Source organism: Curtobacterium sp. PhB190 (genome assembly GCF_004365385.1).
GTDB lineage: Bacteria > Actinomycetota > Actinomycetes > Actinomycetales > Microbacteriaceae > Curtobacterium.
Map to the genome: position 1 here is coordinate 25,958 of NZ_SODN01000006.1, position 14,648 is coordinate 40,605.

Annotated in this window: 16 protein-coding genes and 2 tRNA genes; 15 read left to right on the forward strand and 3 right to left on the reverse strand. The window is 71.5% G+C overall.

Annotation, left to right across the window (positions count from 1 at the left end; translation table 11 throughout):
- Position 1: 1 nt before the first annotated feature.
- The 8 genes from EDF47_RS11010 to EDF47_RS11045 all read left to right on the forward strand — a co-directional run bounded on the left by EDF47_RS11010 (position 2) and on the right by EDF47_RS11045 (position 4,410).
- The gene (locus EDF47_RS11010; protein WP_132100190.1) at positions 2-1,054 is read left to right on the forward strand and encodes a LacI family DNA-binding transcriptional regulator; all 1,053 of its coding nucleotides are present in this window, start codon (positions 2-4) and stop codon (positions 1,052-1,054) included.
- A 141-nt stretch (positions 1,055-1,195) separates the two neighbouring features.
- The gene (locus EDF47_RS11015) at positions 1,196-1,831 is read left to right on the forward strand and encodes an MBL fold metallo-hydrolase (RefSeq protein ID WP_132100191.1); all 636 of its coding nucleotides are present in this window, start codon (positions 1,196-1,198) and stop codon (positions 1,829-1,831) included.
- A gap of 351 nt (positions 1,832-2,182) precedes the next feature.
- A tRNA-Glu gene (locus EDF47_RS11020) sits at positions 2,183-2,258 on the forward strand.
- Between the two features lie 33 nt (positions 2,259-2,291).
- A tRNA-Glu gene (locus EDF47_RS11025) sits at positions 2,292-2,367 on the forward strand.
- Positions 2,368-2,434: 67 nt separating this feature from the next.
- A complete protein-coding gene (locus tag EDF47_RS11030; RefSeq protein ID WP_123937667.1) occupies positions 2,435-2,842 on the forward strand; it encodes a RidA family protein in 408 nt (135 codons plus the stop codon).
- Positions 2,843-2,978: 136 nt separating this feature from the next.
- Complete coding sequence (locus EDF47_RS11035; RefSeq protein WP_131879853.1) at positions 2,979-3,422, forward strand: CrcB family protein; 444 nt, start codon at positions 2,979-2,981, stop codon at positions 3,420-3,422.
- Positions 3,419-3,808: a fluoride efflux transporter CrcB gene (gene crcB / locus EDF47_RS11040; RefSeq protein ID WP_131879851.1), complete on the forward strand. Its 390-nt coding sequence runs from the start codon at positions 3,419-3,421 to the stop codon at positions 3,806-3,808. The genes EDF47_RS11035 and crcB overlap by 4 nt, the downstream gene beginning before the upstream one ends.
- The gene (locus tag EDF47_RS11045) at positions 3,805-4,410 is read left to right on the forward strand and encodes a histidine phosphatase family protein (RefSeq protein WP_123937670.1); all 606 of its coding nucleotides are present in this window, start codon (positions 3,805-3,807) and stop codon (positions 4,408-4,410) included. Before crcB ends, EDF47_RS11045 begins: the two co-directional genes overlap by 4 nt.
- Before the next feature lie 115 nt (positions 4,411-4,525).
- On the opposite strand, the gene EDF47_RS11050 is transcribed toward EDF47_RS11045, so the two are convergent.
- Complete coding sequence (locus EDF47_RS11050; RefSeq protein WP_132100192.1) at positions 4,526-5,593, reverse strand: FUSC family protein; 1,068 nt, start codon at positions 5,591-5,593, stop codon at positions 4,526-4,528.
- Between the two features lie 167 nt (positions 5,594-5,760).
- Between EDF47_RS11050 and leuC the strand changes: the two genes are divergently transcribed.
- The 6 genes from leuC to EDF47_RS11080 all read left to right on the forward strand — a co-directional run bounded on the left by leuC (position 5,761) and on the right by EDF47_RS11080 (position 12,291).
- Complete coding sequence (gene leuC, locus EDF47_RS11055) at positions 5,761-7,221, forward strand: 3-isopropylmalate dehydratase large subunit (protein WP_111086048.1); 1,461 nt, start codon at positions 5,761-5,763, stop codon at positions 7,219-7,221.
- Positions 7,221-7,817 carry a 3-isopropylmalate dehydratase small subunit gene (gene leuD, locus EDF47_RS11060; protein WP_111086049.1) on the forward strand — a complete coding sequence of 199 codons (597 nt, stop codon included), beginning with the start codon at positions 7,221-7,223 and terminating at the stop codon, positions 7,815-7,817. The genes leuC and leuD overlap by 1 nt, the downstream gene beginning before the upstream one ends.
- Complete coding sequence (gene murA, locus EDF47_RS11065) at positions 7,817-9,184, forward strand: UDP-N-acetylglucosamine 1-carboxyvinyltransferase (RefSeq protein ID WP_111086050.1); 1,368 nt, start codon at positions 7,817-7,819, stop codon at positions 9,182-9,184. Before leuD ends, murA begins: the two co-directional genes overlap by 1 nt.
- A gap of 98 nt (positions 9,185-9,282) precedes the next feature.
- Positions 9,283-10,056, forward strand: coding sequence for a lysophospholipid acyltransferase family protein (locus EDF47_RS11070; protein ID WP_131919873.1), 774 nt, complete (start codon positions 9,283-9,285; stop codon positions 10,054-10,056).
- Between the two features lie 79 nt (positions 10,057-10,135).
- The gene (locus EDF47_RS11075) at positions 10,136-11,149 is read left to right on the forward strand and encodes an NAD(P)H-dependent glycerol-3-phosphate dehydrogenase (protein WP_111086095.1); all 1,014 of its coding nucleotides are present in this window, start codon (positions 10,136-10,138) and stop codon (positions 11,147-11,149) included.
- A gap of 32 nt (positions 11,150-11,181) precedes the next feature.
- Complete coding sequence (locus tag EDF47_RS11080; RefSeq protein WP_279388055.1) at positions 11,182-12,291, forward strand: D-alanine--D-alanine ligase family protein; 1,110 nt, start codon at positions 11,182-11,184, stop codon at positions 12,289-12,291.
- Positions 12,292-12,321: 30 nt separating this feature from the next.
- Here EDF47_RS11080 and EDF47_RS11085 read toward each other — a convergent pair whose 3' ends face one another.
- Positions 12,322-12,807, reverse strand: a complete 486-nt coding sequence (locus tag EDF47_RS11085) for a DUF3515 family protein (RefSeq protein ID WP_123937673.1) — start codon at positions 12,805-12,807, stop codon at positions 12,322-12,324.
- A gap of 24 nt (positions 12,808-12,831) precedes the next feature.
- Here EDF47_RS11085 and thiL point away from each other — a divergent pair, with 24 nt between their 5' ends.
- Positions 12,832-13,827, forward strand: coding sequence for a thiamine-phosphate kinase (gene thiL, locus EDF47_RS11090; RefSeq protein ID WP_133937162.1), 996 nt, complete (start codon positions 12,832-12,834; stop codon positions 13,825-13,827).
- 217 nt (positions 13,828-14,044) lie between these two features.
- On the opposite strand, the gene EDF47_RS11095 is transcribed toward thiL, so the two are convergent.
- Complete coding sequence (locus tag EDF47_RS11095; protein ID WP_123937675.1) at positions 14,045-14,608, reverse strand: RsmD family RNA methyltransferase; 564 nt, start codon at positions 14,606-14,608, stop codon at positions 14,045-14,047.
- Between the last annotated feature and the right edge of the window lie 40 nt (positions 14,609-14,648).

A 14,648-nucleotide genomic window follows, 5' to 3' on the forward strand; every position in this document is an offset into this window, starting at 1 on the left:
GATGGGGATCCAGGAGATCGCGACCGTCACGGGACTGTCCAAGTCCACGGTGTCGCGAGCGCTGCGCGGCATGGAGAACGTGGCGGAGACCACGATCGACGAGGTGCGTCGGGTCGCCGACGAACTCGGGTACGTCCCGAGCTCGGCGGCGGCCGGCCTCGCCACCGGGCGGCAGCGCGCCGTGGGCGTCGTCGTCCCGGTGATCGACCGGTGGTTCTACGTCAAGGCACTCGGCGGCGTCGACGCGGAACTCCGGCGGGCCGGGTACGACCTCGTGCTCTACAACCTGGGCGGGCCGGGCGGCGACCGCGACCGGGCGTTCCGGCGTTCGATGCTGCGGCACCGTGTCGACGCTCTGGTCCTGCTGTCCCTGGTGCTCGACGCGACCGAGCGTGCCGAGCTCGAACTCACCCGGCACCCGATGATCGTCATCGGCGGACCCGCACCGGGCCTGCGGAACATCGGGGTCGACGACCGAGCCGTCACCCGGATCGCGGTCGACCACCTGTGCGGACTCGGGCACCGACGGGTCGCCTACGTCGGCGGGCAGGACGAGGCCGGCATGAACGTGGCGGTGCCGCACCTGCGGAGGGACGGGTTCGTCGACGCGATGCGGGCCGCCGGACACGCGGTGCCGGACCGGTGGCTGCTCGACGGGCGGTTCTCGTTCGCCGGTGGGCTGGCGGCGGGGAACGCGCTGTTCGGCGGGCGCGCTGGTGCCGGTGCCGGCGCCGGTGCCGGCGCCGGTGCCGGCGCCGGGCCCGATCGCCCCACTGCCGTGTTGTGCGCATCGGACGAGATGGCGCTCGGGGTGCTCCTCGCCGCTGGGCAGGCCGGGCTGTCGGTGCCGGGGGACGTCTCCGTCATCGGGATCGACGGCCACGAGTACGGCGCCACCGTGGGCTTGACGACCGTGGCACAGGACCCGGAGGCGCAGGGGCGGGCAGCGGCGCGGGCAGTGCTCGCCGAGGTCGACGGCGGCGCTGCCGGAACGATCGTCGCGGCGCCGGCGCACCTGGTGGTGCGGGGGACGACGGGGCCGCCGCCGGGGTGAGGGTGTGTGGGGCGTGGCGGCGTGGCGGCGTGGCGGACTCGACTCGGAACGACGATCCCGATGTCGCACGACAACAGGAACGTCGTTCCGAGTCGGCCCCCGCCCGAGCCCGCCCGGCCCGCCGCGGGTAGCGTCGCCCGCATGGAGGTCACGAAGCTCGAACACGCCTGCCAGATCCTGTCGGACGGCGACGCACGCCTGGTGCTCGACCCGGGCGACTTCACCCGCCCCGTCGACGCGACCGGGGTCGTCGCGGTCGTCGTCACCCACGAACACCCCGACCACGTCACGCTCGAGCAGCTGCACCGGATCCTCGCCGCCAACCCCGACGCCGTGGTGTTCGGCCCCGAGGGCGTCCGCGCGGCGCTCGCCGACTCCGGCATCGCGGTCGAGGTCGTCACCGACGGCGACCACCGCACCGTCGGCCCGTTCGAGCTCGACTTCCACGGCACGCGGCACCAGCTCATCCACTCCTCGGTGCCGATCGTCGACAACACCGGCGTGCTCGTGAACCGCACGCTCTTCCACCCCGGCGACTCGTACACCGACCCGGGCGTGCCCGTCGAGGTCCTCGCCGCACCCGTCGGTGCCCCGTGGCTCAAGGTCGCCGAGATGATGGACTACGTCGCCGCGCTCGCCCCGGCCCGGGCCTACCCGATCCACGAGGCCACGCTCTCCGACATCGGCTACGGCATGCACACCGGTCGGCTCCGCGAGGCGCTCGCGCCGAGCGGCGTGCTCGAGATCCTGCGGCCGGGGGAGTCGCTCACGATCTGACCGCGCGGGACCGCGCCGTGGTCGCTTCGTGAGCAGAAATGGTCGGGTGGGACCGACCGACGCGACCATTCCTGCTCACGAAGTGCGGCTCCGGACGTGCGCGCGGTCGGACGGGAGGCCCGTGGCGGGCCCGCCACGGGCCTCCCGTCCGATGGGCGGTCGCGTCCACGGCCGCGCAACGGATGCGTGTGCATGTTGCGACAGAGCGCGCGTCGTTCAACCGGTGTTCTGTCGGAATCTGCACGTGCAACGAGCGCCGTATGCCGGGCGCGGCATGGCGGCACACCCGGGCGACACGCCTCGTTTTGGCGCGATGCGCGGCTTGTGCAATACTTGTCGAGTTGTCGGAACGGCCCCATCGTATAGCGGCCTAGTACGCTGCCCTCTCACGGCGGTAACGCGGGTTCGAATCCCGCTGGGGTCACCACAGGTGACATGCTCCGAGTCCGACAACAGCCGCGGCCCCATCGTATAGCGGCCTAGTACGCTGCCCTCTCACGGCGGTAACGCGGGTTCGAATCCCGCTGGGGTCACCAGCACCACGAAACCCCCGACGAGCTCCGGCTCGCCGGGGGTTTCGTCGTCGTGTGCCAGGCTGCTTCCGTGTCCAGTGCCGTCCAGCTCATCCGGTCCGCAGCGCTCAGTGACGTCGCGGAGTACGCCTACGCGTCCACCGTGGCGGCCGGGACACGGCTCGTGTTCCTCGCGGGGGCGTGTCCGCTCGACGAGCACGGCGCGACGGTCGCCGTCGGTGACGTGGCCGGGCAAGCCGCGCAGTGCATCGCGAACCTGCGGACGGCGCTCGCAGCCGCCGGCGCGGGGGTCGACGACCTGGTCCAGACGCGGGTGCTCGTCGCGACGACCGAGCAGCAGGACCTCGTCTCCGCCTGGGACGTCGTCCGCGCCGCGATGGGAGACCACGACGTGCCGAGCACGCTGCTCGGCGTGACCGTCCTCGGCTACGACGACCAGCTCGTCGAGGTCGAGGCGATCGCCGCCGTCGCCGACTGAGCAGTACGCTGGACGGGTCGTCAGACCCGGCAGTGGGGCCTGCCGGACCCAACCGCGCACGAAGCGCCAACGGTCCCTATCCCGAGAACACCGCACGCGCGGAGACGATCCGGCGTGCTCGGCGATAGGAGTACCGATGACCGATGCGCGACCGCCGCACCTCCGCTGGCGCTTCCTGGCCCTCGTCGCACTCGGCGGCGCGATCGGGACCGCGATGCGCGCACTGCTCGCCGAGGCGTTCCCCGGCCACGACGGCATCAGCTGGGTGATCCTCGCGATCAACGTCGTCGGAGCCTTCTGTCTCGGGCTCCTGCTCGAGGCGCTCGCGCTGCGTGGCCCCGACGTCGGAGGCCGCCGCACGCTGCGGCTGCTCGTCGGCACCGGCGTGCTCGGCGGCTTCACGACGTACAGCACGCTCGCCGACGACACCGCGCAGTTGCTCGACGTCGGCCGGTGGGGTGCGGGCAGCGGGTACGCGCTGCTGTCCGTCGTCCTCGGGCTCGGCGCCGTCGTGCTCGGGGTGTTGATCGCCGGGCGGCTCCGGCCGCGTCCGACCGGCCCGGACGGAGGCGCGTCGTGAACCCGCTCGAACTGCTGCTCGTCGCCGTCGGCGGGGGAGTCGGAGCCGCGCTCCGGTTCCTGCTCGACGGCCTCGTCAAGGCGCGCACGTCCCGCTCGCGGACTGCCGGGTTCCCGCTCGGGACCGTGCTGATCAACGTGTCCGGATCGCTCGTCCTCGGGCTGCTCACCGGCCTCGGGCAGGCCGGGACGATCCCGCTCCCGGCGGTCGCGGTGCTCGGGACGGGCATGATGGGTGGGTACACGACGTTCTCGACGGCGAGCGTCGAGACCGTCCAGCTCCTCCGATCCGGCAAGCCCCGGCTCGCCGTCCTGCACGGCCTCGGGATGCTCGTCGTCTCGGTCGGCGCAGCTGCGCTCGGCCTCTGGATCGGAAGGAACTCATGACCTCGGAACGCCCCGGCGAACTCGTCCTCGTCCGTCACGGAGAGACGGAGTGGTCGAAGAGCGGGCAGCACACCGGCCGCACCGACATCCCACTGACGGACAACGGTGTCGAGCAGGCGAAGCGCGCCGGCCGGTACCTGGCCGACCGCTCGTTCGCGTTGGCCCTGTCGAGTCCGCTGCAGCGTGCCCGCGACACCGCGCACCTGATCGGCGTCGACCCGGAGCTCGACGAGGACCTGTACGAGTGGGACTACGGCGCGTACGAAGGGCTCACCACCCCGCAGATCAAGGTGCTGCGCCACGGGCCGTGGGACCTCTGGACCGACGGAGTGCCCGCCGGCGACACCCCCGGTGAGAACGCCGCCGAAGTCCGGGTCCGTGTCGAGCGCATCCTGAACCGCGCTCGTCCGGTGCTCGCCGAGGGCCAGGACGCTGTGTTCGTCGCGCACGGCCACGTGCTGCGTGCCCTCGGCGCCGCGTGGATCCGGCTCGCGCCGCAGGACGGTGCCGTACTGAAGCTCGGTACCGCATCGGTCAGCGTCCTCGGCTACGAGCACGGCCGCCCGGTCATCGACGCCTGGAACATCCAGCCCCGCGACTGACGCGCCCGTTCTTTCCCCGAACGCGCGCGATGGTCGGTGGAATCGGGCACACCTGGTCAGAAGAAACGACCAGGTGTGCCCGGAACGACCAGGTACGGCACGGGTCTCCAGGTACTCAGACGGTACGGATCGCGCTCGTGGCGCCGAGGGCACGGCCGCGCCGCCGCTCGATCGCACGCCCCACGAACAGCAGCCCGACGCTGACGAGCGCACCGAGGGTGGTCTGCGCGACCCGGTCGAGCGCGAGGAGCTCCGGGGCCTCGGGCAGGCTCAGCCACGACACTGCGAGGGCGAGCGGCGTCAGGAACAGCAGGCAGACGGCGTAGTTCCGGGCGACGAAGATCTCCGCGAAGAACTGCCCCACGACGGCGATGACGACGATCCACCACGCCGACGGCTCGAGCAGCAGGATCCCGACGGCGATCACGGTGCCGCCGATCGTGCCGATGAAGCGCTGGAACGCCCGGATCACGGTGTGCCGCTGGCGGAGCGCGGGCAGGGTCGAAACCACCGCGATGACGGCCCAGTACGGGTGCCCGAGCCAGGGGATGGTCGACGCCACCCCGCCGGCGACGAGCGACCCCACGACGTTGAGCGCCACGGTCTCCCACAGCGCGGCCGTGCGGAGGATGCCGAAGCCGCGCTCCTTGAGCGGCGCCAGCGGCCGGAACCGGTGCGGGGCGCGCGGGTGCCACACGTGCCGGATGACGAACCCGGACATCGCGACGAGCCACGCCCAGACGACCGAGCAGACGATGATCGTCGCGACGAGCGGGACGTCCGCGGGCTGCAGCGGCACGAGGGCGGAGACCACGAACGCGAACACGGGGAAGATCGGCTGCGCGGGGATCGTCCGCAGGGTCGACAGGGTGCAGACCGCGACGACGAGCACGACGACGAGCCCGGTCGCCTGCAGCCAGAGCGGGGAGCCGAGCAGGGCGACACCGATGCCCGCGAACATGCACAGGGTCTGCAGCGCACCCGCGATGCCGGTGGTGACGGCGCGCTGCCGGTAGGGCTCGGTCGCCCCGAAGATCGCGGTGAAGCCGGCGAACATCGCGAACGCGGCGTAGCCCGGCATCCCGAGGGCGATGAGCAGCGCCAGTGGTGCACCGCCCGCGATCGCTGCGCGTGCCGCGCCCTCGAGGTTGATCGTCCGGGTCGAGTGCGCAGGTGTCGTCATGTCCCGACCATCTTCCCACCGCGACGGGTGTCGTCGAGTCGCCACGGGCCTCCCGGTCGACCGCCGCACCGCGTGGAGAACGCGACGACGCGTTGGTATACCAATGGTAGAGTCGCCTGATCGTGCCGCGGTCGCGGCGCAACGACGAGAACGAGGGAGTCGAGCTCATGGGTAGGACGCTCGCCGAGAAGGTGTGGGACGACCACGTCGTGGTCAAGGGTGAGGACGGGAACCCGGACCTCCTCTACATCGACCTCCACCTCGTGCACGAGGTCACGAGCCCGCAGGCGTTCGACGGTCTGCGCCAGGCCGGGCGCCCGGTGCGCCGGCTCGACCTGACGATCGCGACCGAGGACCACAACACCCCGACGCTCGCCATCGACCGCCCCATCGCGGACCCGACGAGCCGGATCCAGATCGAGACCCTGCGCCGCAACTGCGAGGAGTTCGGGGTCCGCCTGCACTCGCTCGGCGACAAGGAGCAGGGGATCGTGCACGTGGTCGGCCCGCAGCTCGGCCTGACGATGCCCGGCATCACCGTCGTCTGCGGCGACTCGCACACCAGCACCCACGGGGCGTTCGGCGCGATGGCGTTCGGCATCGGCACCTCCGAGGTCGAGCACGTGCTGGCGACGCAGACCCTGCCGCTGAAGCCCTTCAAGACGATGGCGATCACGGTCGAGGGCACGCTGCGTCCGGGCGTGACCGCGAAGGACATCATCCTGGCGGTCATCGCGAAGATCGGCACCGGCGGCGGACAGGGCTACGTGCTCGAGTACCGCGGTTCCGCGATCCGTGCGCTCTCGATGGAGGGCCGGATGACGATCTGCAACATGTCGATCGAGGCCGGTGCCCGCGCCGGCATGGTCGCCCCCGATCAGATCACCTACGACTACGTGCAGGGCCGTGACCACGCCCCGACCGGTTCCGACTGGGACGACGCCGTCGCGTACTGGGACACCCTGGCGACCGACGACGACGCCGTGTTCGACGCCGAGGTCTTCATCGACGCCGACGACCTCGAGCCCTTCGTCACCTGGGGCACCAACCCCGGCCAGGGCGTCTCGCTGTCGGAGAACGTGCCTTCGCCTCTCGACTTCGAAGACCCGAACGACCAGGCCGCTGCGCAGCGGGCACTCGACTACATGGACATCGCCGCCGGCACCCCGATGAAGGACATCGCCGTCGACGCGGTCTTCATGGGCTCGTGCACGAACTCGCGCATCGAGGACCTGCGGGCCTTCGCGTCGATCATCCAAGGCCGCAAGAAGGCCGACGGCGTCCGGGTCATGGTCGTGCCGGGGTCCGCCCGGGTGCGGCTCGAGGCCGAGGCCGAGGGGCTCGACGTCGTCATCAAGGAGTTCGGCGCCGAGTGGCGGTTCGCCGGGTGCTCGATGTGCCTCGGCATGAACCCCGACCAGCTCGCACCGGGGGAGCGCTGCGCGAGCACGTCGAACCGCAACTTCGAGGGGCGCCAGGGCAAGGGCGGGCGCACCCACCTGGTGTCGCCGCTCGTCGCCGCCGCCACCGCGATCCGCGGCACGCTGTCCAGCCCGTGGGACCTGGCGACCGACGACGCACTGGCGAACGTGACCGACACAGCGAACACCACCGAGGGGACCTTCTGATGGACAAGATCACCACCGTCACCGGCATCGCCGCCCCGCTCAAGCGGTCGAACGTCGACACCGACCAGATCATCCCCGCGGTCTACCTCAAGCGCGTGACGAAGACCGGCTTCGAGGACGCCCTGTTCTCCGGCTGGCGCCAGGACCCCGACTTCGTGCTGAACCAGCCCGAGTACCAGGGCGCGAAGGTCCTGGTGGCCGGTCCGGACTTCGGCACCGGCTCGTCCCGCGAGCACGCGGTCTGGGCACTGCGTGACTTCGGCTTCGCGGTCGTCATCTCGCCCCGGTTCGCCGACATCTTCAAGGGCAACGCGGGCAAGCAGGGACTCGTCACCGCGATCGTGACCGAATCGGAAGTCGAGCGGCTCTGGGCCGAGATCGAGCGGAACCCGGGGGTGTCGGCGACCGTGGACCTGGTGGCGCAGCGCGTGTCGCTCGGGGATGTGGACGTCCCCTTCGAGATCGACGCTTACACTCGTTGGCGGTTGATGGAAGGGCTCGACGACATCGGGCTCACCCTCCGTGACGAGACCTCGATCACGGAGTTCGAATCCCGCCGCTCCAGTTGGCGGCCGAAGACATTGCCGGTGAAGTAGTGAACTCTCTCGTACAGGACGCAGCGGCCGCAGGGGCGCGCGTGGGCCTCAAGTCGGACGAGATCGTCATCCGCGGGGGCAAGCCGCTCGTGGGGCGCATCGAGGTCCGCGGGGCGAAGAACCTCGCGACCAAGGCCATGGTGGCGTCGCTGCTCGGTGACACCCCGTCGATCCTCAAGGACGTCCCGGACATCTCCGACGTCAAGGTCGTCCGTGGGCTGCTCGAGGTGCACGGCGTGCGCATCACCGATCCTGCACGAGGCGAGCTCATCCTCGACCCGGCCAACGTCGAGTCGGCGCACTTCGCCGAGATCGACGCCCACGCTGGCTCGAGCCGCATCCCGATCCTGTTCTGCGGCCCGCTGCTGCACAAGCTCGGCGAGGCGTTCATCCCCGACCTCGGCGGCTGCCGCATCGGCGACCGCCCGATCGACTTCCACCTCGACGCGCTCCGCGCCATGGGTGCGGTCGTCGACAAGCAGGTCAACGGCATCCACCTGACGGCCCCGGACGGGCTGAAGGGCGCGTCCATCGAGCTGCCGTACCCGAGCGTCGGCGCGACCGAGCAGGTCCTGTTGTCGTCCGTCCTGGCGACCGGCGTCACGGAGCTGCGGAACGCGGCGATCGAGCCCGAGATCATGGACCTCATCGCGATCCTGCAGAAGATGGGCGCGATCGTGTCCGTCGAGCCGAACCGCGTGATCTTCATCGAGGGCGTCGAGTCGCTGCGCGGCTACACGCACCGTGCGATCAACGACCGCAACGAGGCCGCCAGCTGGGCCTCCGCCGCGCTCGCCACCGACGGCGACATCTTCGTCGAGGGCGCGAACCAGCAGGAGCTCATGACGTTCCTCAACGTCTTCCGCAAGGTCGGCGGCGGTTTCGACGTGCAAGAGGACGGCATCCGCTTCTACCGTGAGCGCGACACCCTCAAGCCCGTCGTCATCGAGACCGACGTGCACCCCGGCTTCATGACCGACTGGCAGCAGCCGCTCGTCGTGGCGCTGACCCAGGCCGAGGGGCAGAGCATCGTGCACGAGACCGTGTACGAGAACCGCTTCGGCTTCACCGACGCACTGAACGAGATGGGCGCCGACATCGTCGTCCACAAGGAGGGGCTGCCCGGGCACGACCGCCGTGTCGCCCGTCGCCCGTTCGAGCAGGCCGCGGTCATCACCGGTCCGACGACGCTGCACGCGGCGAACGTCCGGGTCCCCGACCTCCGCGGTGGCTTCAGCCACCTCATCGCGGCCCTGACCGCCGACGGCGAGTCCCACATCACCAACGTCGGCATCATCAGCCGCGGCTACGAGCACTTCATCCCGAAGCTGCGGAAGCTGGGCGCCGACTTCGACTTCGCGGGTTAGTCGCGGTGTCGGTTCCGCAGCCGGGTGACGGTCCGTCGCGTCCTGGTGACGGCCCGTCGCGCCAGGGCGATGGCCGGGAGGCCCGTGGTGCGTCCGCCGTGCAGGTCGCGACCGGCCTGCCGGTGCGTGGACGGCGTTGGAAGCGTGGGGAGCTCAACCCCGCGTTCCGCATCGTGGCGTCGGTCGTCATCCCGACGTTCCGGTTCTCGTCGAACTACCACTGGTACGGCCCGAACCGCCTGCCGGCGGACGGTGCCTTCGTGCTCGCGCCGAACCACTTCACGAACATCGACCCGCTGGTCGTCGGCACCGCCGTCTACATCAGTCGGCGGGCCCCGCGGTTCCTGGCCAAGGCCTCGCTGTTCAAGGTGCCCGTCTTCGGCAAGCTCATGTCCGGCATGGGGCAGATCCCGGTCGAGCGCTCCGGCCGCACCCGGTTGAGCGACCCACTCGGCGGCGGGCGGTCGCTCATCGAGCAGGGTGGGGCGATCATCGTCTACCCCGAGGGCACGCTCACCCGCGACCCCGACCTGTGGCCGATGCGCGGCAAGACCGGGGCCGTCCGCATCGCGCTCGAGAACGACGTGCCGCTGATCCCGATGGCCCACTGGGGCACGCAGGGCATCATGGCGCGCTACTCGAACAAGCTCCGCCTGTTCCCGCGGTCGCGCGTGGACGTCATCGTCGGCGACCCCGTCGACCTGTCCGCCTACCGTGGCCGGCCGATCGACCAGCAGATGCTGACCGAGGCCACCGAGCTGCTCATGCAGCGCATCACGGAGCTGCTCGAGCAGCTCCGTGGCGAGCAGGCCCCGAAGACCCGCTGGGACCCGGCGGCGAACAACCAGAAGGAGACCGGCCGGTTTGAGTGACCTCCGCCCGCACGACGATCGTCCCGACCCCGTCGCAGCAGCGCCGGGTGCCTTCGACACCGCCGCGATCCGGGTGGTGATGCAGTCGACCGACAAGCCCCGCGTGGCGGTCATCGGTGCCGGCAGCTGGGGCACCACGTTCGCGAAGGTGCTCGCCGAGGGCGGTGCCTCCACGGTCGTGTGGGCCCGGCGTCCCGAGGTCGCCCGCGAGATCACCGAGACGAAGCGGAACTCCGACTACCTGCCCGGCATCAACCTGCCCCGCACCCTCACGGCGTCGACGTCGCTCGAGCAGGTGCTCGACGGCGCCACCCAGGTGTACGTGTCGGTGCCGTCGCAGACCCTGCGGTCGAACCTCGACGCGATCCGCGAGCTCCTGCCCGCCGGTGTCCCCGTCGTCAGCCTGATGAAGGGCGTCGAGAAGAGCACCGGCCTGCGGATGAGCGAGGTCCTGCTCCAGGGACTCGGCATCGACCAGGACCGCATCGCCGTCGCGAGCGGACCGAACCTGGCGCTCGAGATCGCCCGTCGGCAGCCGACCGCCGCCGTGGTGTCGTCGTCGAGCGTGGAGACCGCGACCGCTGTCGCCGCCGTCGCGACGAACCCGTACTTCCGGTCGTTCATCAACACCGACGTCATCGGCACCGAGTTCGGCGGCGTGCTGAAGAACCTCATCGCCGTGGCGATCGGCATCGTCGACGGCGTCGGCTACGGCGAGAACACCAAGGCGTCGATCATCACCCGCGGCCTCGCCGAGATGACCGAGTTCGCGGTGTCGCTCGGCGCGCAGCCGTCCACCCTGTCGGGCCTCGCGGGCCTCGGCGACCTCATCGCGACCTGCCAGTCGCCGTTGTCCCGGAACAACACCGCCGGGCGCCTGCTCGGTCAGGGGTACCGGTTCGACGAGGTCGTGCGGCAGATGAACCAGACCGCCGAGGGCCTGGCGTCCGTCGCACCGATCCTCGAGCTCGCCGCCGCGAACGGCGTCGACATGCCCATCGTCAGCCAGGTCGGCGAGGTCCTCGCCGGTAGGCTCGATCCGCGCAACATCGCGCCGCACCTCACCGAGACCGACGAGCCCCAGGGCGAGTGACCGGTCCCGCACCGAGTCACGAAGGGACTCCCGTGCCCACGATCCCCGAGGGAACCGACGTTCCCACGACCACCGTCGCCGTCCTGTTCGGCGGGCGCTCGAGCGAGCACGAGATCAGCTGCGTGACCGCCGGCGGCATCATGGACGTCGTCGACCGCACCGAGTACCAGATCGTCCCGATCGGCATCACGAAGGACGGCGCGTTCACGCTGCAGTCCGACGACCCCTCGCAGTGGGCGATCCGCGACGGCTCCCTGCCGACCGTGCCCGACAACGGCACGCGTGTGGCGTTCCCGACCTCGCCGGCGACGAACGAACTCGTCGTCTCGCACCCGGACGGCTCGGTCACGACCGTCGCCGTCGACGTGGTGTTCCCGATCCTGCACGGTCCGTTCGGCGAGGACGGCACGATCCAGGGCCTGCTCGAGATCGCCGGTCTGCCGTACGTCGGTGACGGCGTGCTCGCCAGCGCCCTGGCGATGGACAAGCACGTCGCGAAGGCCGTCCTCGAGCACGCCGGTCTGCGGGTCGCTCCCTGGACGACCGTGCTCCGCCGCGAGTGGGCGTCCGACCCGGTCGACGTCGCCGAGACGATCGCGGCGCACGGCTGGCCGCTGTTCGTGAAGCCGGCACGCGCGGGGTCGAGCATGGGCGTCTCGCGCGTCGACGGGCCCGACGAGCTCGGCGCCGCGATGGACCTGGCGTTCGAGCACGACTCCAAGGTGATCGTCGAACCGCGGGTCGTCGGCCGCGAGGTCGAGGTCGCCGTGCTCGAGGGCCGTGACGGTGCGCCGCGCACGAGCCTGCCCGGCGAGATCGTCGTGGCGGAGGACGGCTTCTACGACTTCGCGTCGAAGTACCTCGGTGGCGATGAGTCGCTGCTGTGCCCGGCGCCGCTCACCGAGGCGCAGACCGACGAGATCCGGTCGATCGGTGCCCGTGCGTTCGAGGCCATCGGTGGCTCGGGGCTCGCCCGCGTCGACTGCTTCCTGACCGACGACGGCTTCGTCGTGAACGAGGTCAACACGATGCCCGGGTTCACCCCGCTGTCGATGTACCCGCGCTGCTGGGCGGCATCCGGTGTGTCCTACGGCGAGCTGGTCACCGAGCTCATCGAGCTGGGGCGCGCCGCCGTCCGGTGACGCTGGGCGGGGCGACGGGGTCGGCCCGCGTCAGCCCTGCACGTCGGACGGGTCCAGGCACTTGTGCCCGTCCTCCGGCAGCGTCGACACCGCCGTCGCGATGTCCTGCAGCACCGCGCTGCCGGTCTTCGACGTGTCGACGACGACCTGCACCGCGGGGGACCGTCCGAACGTCGTGTAGACGATCTGCTTGCCGCGGTCGTCGCGGATCCAGTCGACCGACCCGAGCGTGAAGCACGGCAGGTCGGACACGGTCGGCACGGCGACGCCGCAGTGGTACAGCGCGGCCTCGGGGTCGCCCCAGGCCGCGGTGGACTGTGCGTTGGTGTTCCGCAGGTCGTACGTCGAGTCGACGGTCGCGGGCAACCGCACCTGTGCGGCCGCGCACGCCGCTGCGTTCGCAGAGGGTGCCGCGCTCATGCCGACGGAGTTCGTGCACCCGGTCAGCCCTGCCGCGAGGGCGATCACGACCCCCGCGATCGCGAGGGTGCGAGGGGTGCGGCGCGCGGTGTCCATCGCGGTCCAGGCTACCGTTCTCGTGTGGACGCGACGTACGACGCCTGGGCCGGACCGACCGTGGGGGAGCTCGGTGAGCTGGTCGTCCTCGACCGGATCACGAGCCGGCTGCCGACGGGCTCGCCGCTCGTGGGGCCCGGGGACGACTGCGCCGTCGTCGCCGCTCCCGACGGCCGGTTCGTCGTGACGACGGACATGATGGTGCACGGCCCGGACTTCCGGTGGGCGTGGTCCTCGCCCGAGGACGTCGGCTGGAAGGCCGCCGCGACGAACCTGTCGGACGTCGCGGCGATGGGTGCGGTGCCGAGTGGCCTCGTCATCGCCCTCGCTGCACCGCAGGACACCCCCGTGGCGGTGCTCGAGGGCATCGCGGACGGCTTCCGCTTCGCTGTCGACGCCCTCGCGCCCGGCTGCGGTGTGGTCGGCGGCGACCTCTCCACCTCGGCGACCTTCACGGTGGCGGTGACGGCGTTCGGCGACCTCGGTGGTCACGCCCCGGTGCTCCGGTCAGGAGCTCGTGTGGGCGACGTCGTGGCGGTGTCCGGCGAACTCGGCCGCGCTGCCCGCGGGCTCGCACGGCTCTTCCGTGACGGCGTGGACGCGCAGGGCGAGCCGGACCGTGCAGCGACGGTGGCGAGCGGTGCGGACGCCGATCCCGACGTCGACCGCCAGCGCCGACCCGTGCCCCCGATCGGCGACGGGCCCCTCGCTGCTGTCGCCGGGGCGACGGCGATGCTCGACCTGTCCGACGGCCTGGCGATCGACGCCGGGCGGCTGGCCCGTGCGAGCCGGGTGACGCTCGACCTCGATGCCGACGCCCCGCTCGACGAGGTCGCGCTGCACGGTGGCGAGGACCACGGTCTGCTCGCGACCTTCCCCGCCGAGGCTGCGCTGCCGGGTGGCTTCCGCCGCATCGGAGTCGCGCGCGACCGCGGCGACGCGGACCTGCTGCGCGCCGGAGCCCCGGTGCCGACGACCGGCTGGGACCCCTACGCCGACTGGGACGGCGCCGCCGGCTGACCCACCCGGCCCGACGTCGGACGGAGGCGACGTGGCGGAGCCGAGCCGGGCCTCCCGGTCAGTGCGCGTGCATCTGTCGACGGAACACGCGTCGATCACCCGGTGTCCTGTCGGAAGATGCGCACGCATCCGATGCATGCGCATCTTGCGACACGGCACGCGTCGATCGACTCGTGGATCGTCGCGAAACGCGCCCACCCAGCGACGCCCACGCGGCTCAGGACGCGGCAGCCACGGCCTCCCACGCCACGGTCTCGCCGTAGCTGCGCTTGCTGAACGGCTCGAGCCCGGCGGGCCACGTCGGTTCGGCGGAGCGCTTGCTCCGCTCGACGACGACCACGGCACCGGCGGTCAACCGCGGCACCAGCGTCTCGAGCACCTCGGCGATCTCGTGCTCGGTCACGTCGTAGGGCGGGTCGATGAACACCAGGTCGAACGTGCGCACCGTCCCGCGCAGGTACCCGAGCACCGGCTGCGGCTGCACGTCGATCCGCACCCCGGGGATCCGCTGCTGCACGGCCTTCGCGTTCGCCCGGCACGCCTGCGCTGCGGCCGACGCGCGGTCGACCAGCACGACCTCGACCGCACCGCGCGACGCCGCTTCGAGCCCGAGGGCACCGGTGCCGGCGTAGAGGTCCGCGACGGAGGTGTCGTCGACGAGCCCACGGGCCTCGAGCGACGAGAACAGCGCCTCGCGCACCCGGTCGCTCGTCGGCCGCGTGCCGGACTTCGGCACACGGAGCGTCGTGTTGCCGGCGGCGCCGGCGATGATGCGGGTCATGCAGCCACCGTATCGGCCGGCGGCGTCGTCCACAGGCCGG

Coding starts and splice junctions, on each gene's coding strand:
- EDF47_RS11010 (WP_132100190.1), top strand. CDS start 2: ATGGGGATCCAGGAGATCGCGACCGTCACGGGACTGTCCAAGTCCACG.
- EDF47_RS11015 (WP_132100191.1), top strand. CDS start 1,196: ATGGAGGTCACGAAGCTCGAACACGCCTGCCAGATCCTGTCGGACGGC.
- EDF47_RS11035 (WP_131879853.1), top strand. CDS start 2,979: ATGACCGATGCGCGACCGCCGCACCTCCGCTGGCGCTTCCTGGCCCTC.
- EDF47_RS11045 (WP_123937670.1), top strand. CDS start 3,805: ATGACCTCGGAACGCCCCGGCGAACTCGTCCTCGTCCGTCACGGAGAG.
- EDF47_RS11050 (WP_132100192.1), bottom strand. CDS start 5,593: ATGACGACACCTGCGCACTCGACCCGGACGATCAACCTCGAGGGCGCG.
- leuC (WP_111086048.1), top strand. CDS start 5,761: ATGGGTAGGACGCTCGCCGAGAAGGTGTGGGACGACCACGTCGTGGTC.
- leuD (WP_111086049.1), top strand. CDS start 7,221: ATGGACAAGATCACCACCGTCACCGGCATCGCCGCCCCGCTCAAGCGG.
- EDF47_RS11075 (WP_111086095.1), top strand. CDS start 10,136: ATGCAGTCGACCGACAAGCCCCGCGTGGCGGTCATCGGTGCCGGCAGC.
- EDF47_RS11085 (WP_123937673.1), bottom strand. CDS start 12,807: ATGGACACCGCGCGCCGCACCCCTCGCACCCTCGCGATCGCGGGGGTC.
- EDF47_RS11095 (WP_123937675.1), bottom strand. CDS start 14,608: ATGACCCGCATCATCGCCGGCGCCGCCGGCAACACGACGCTCCGTGTG.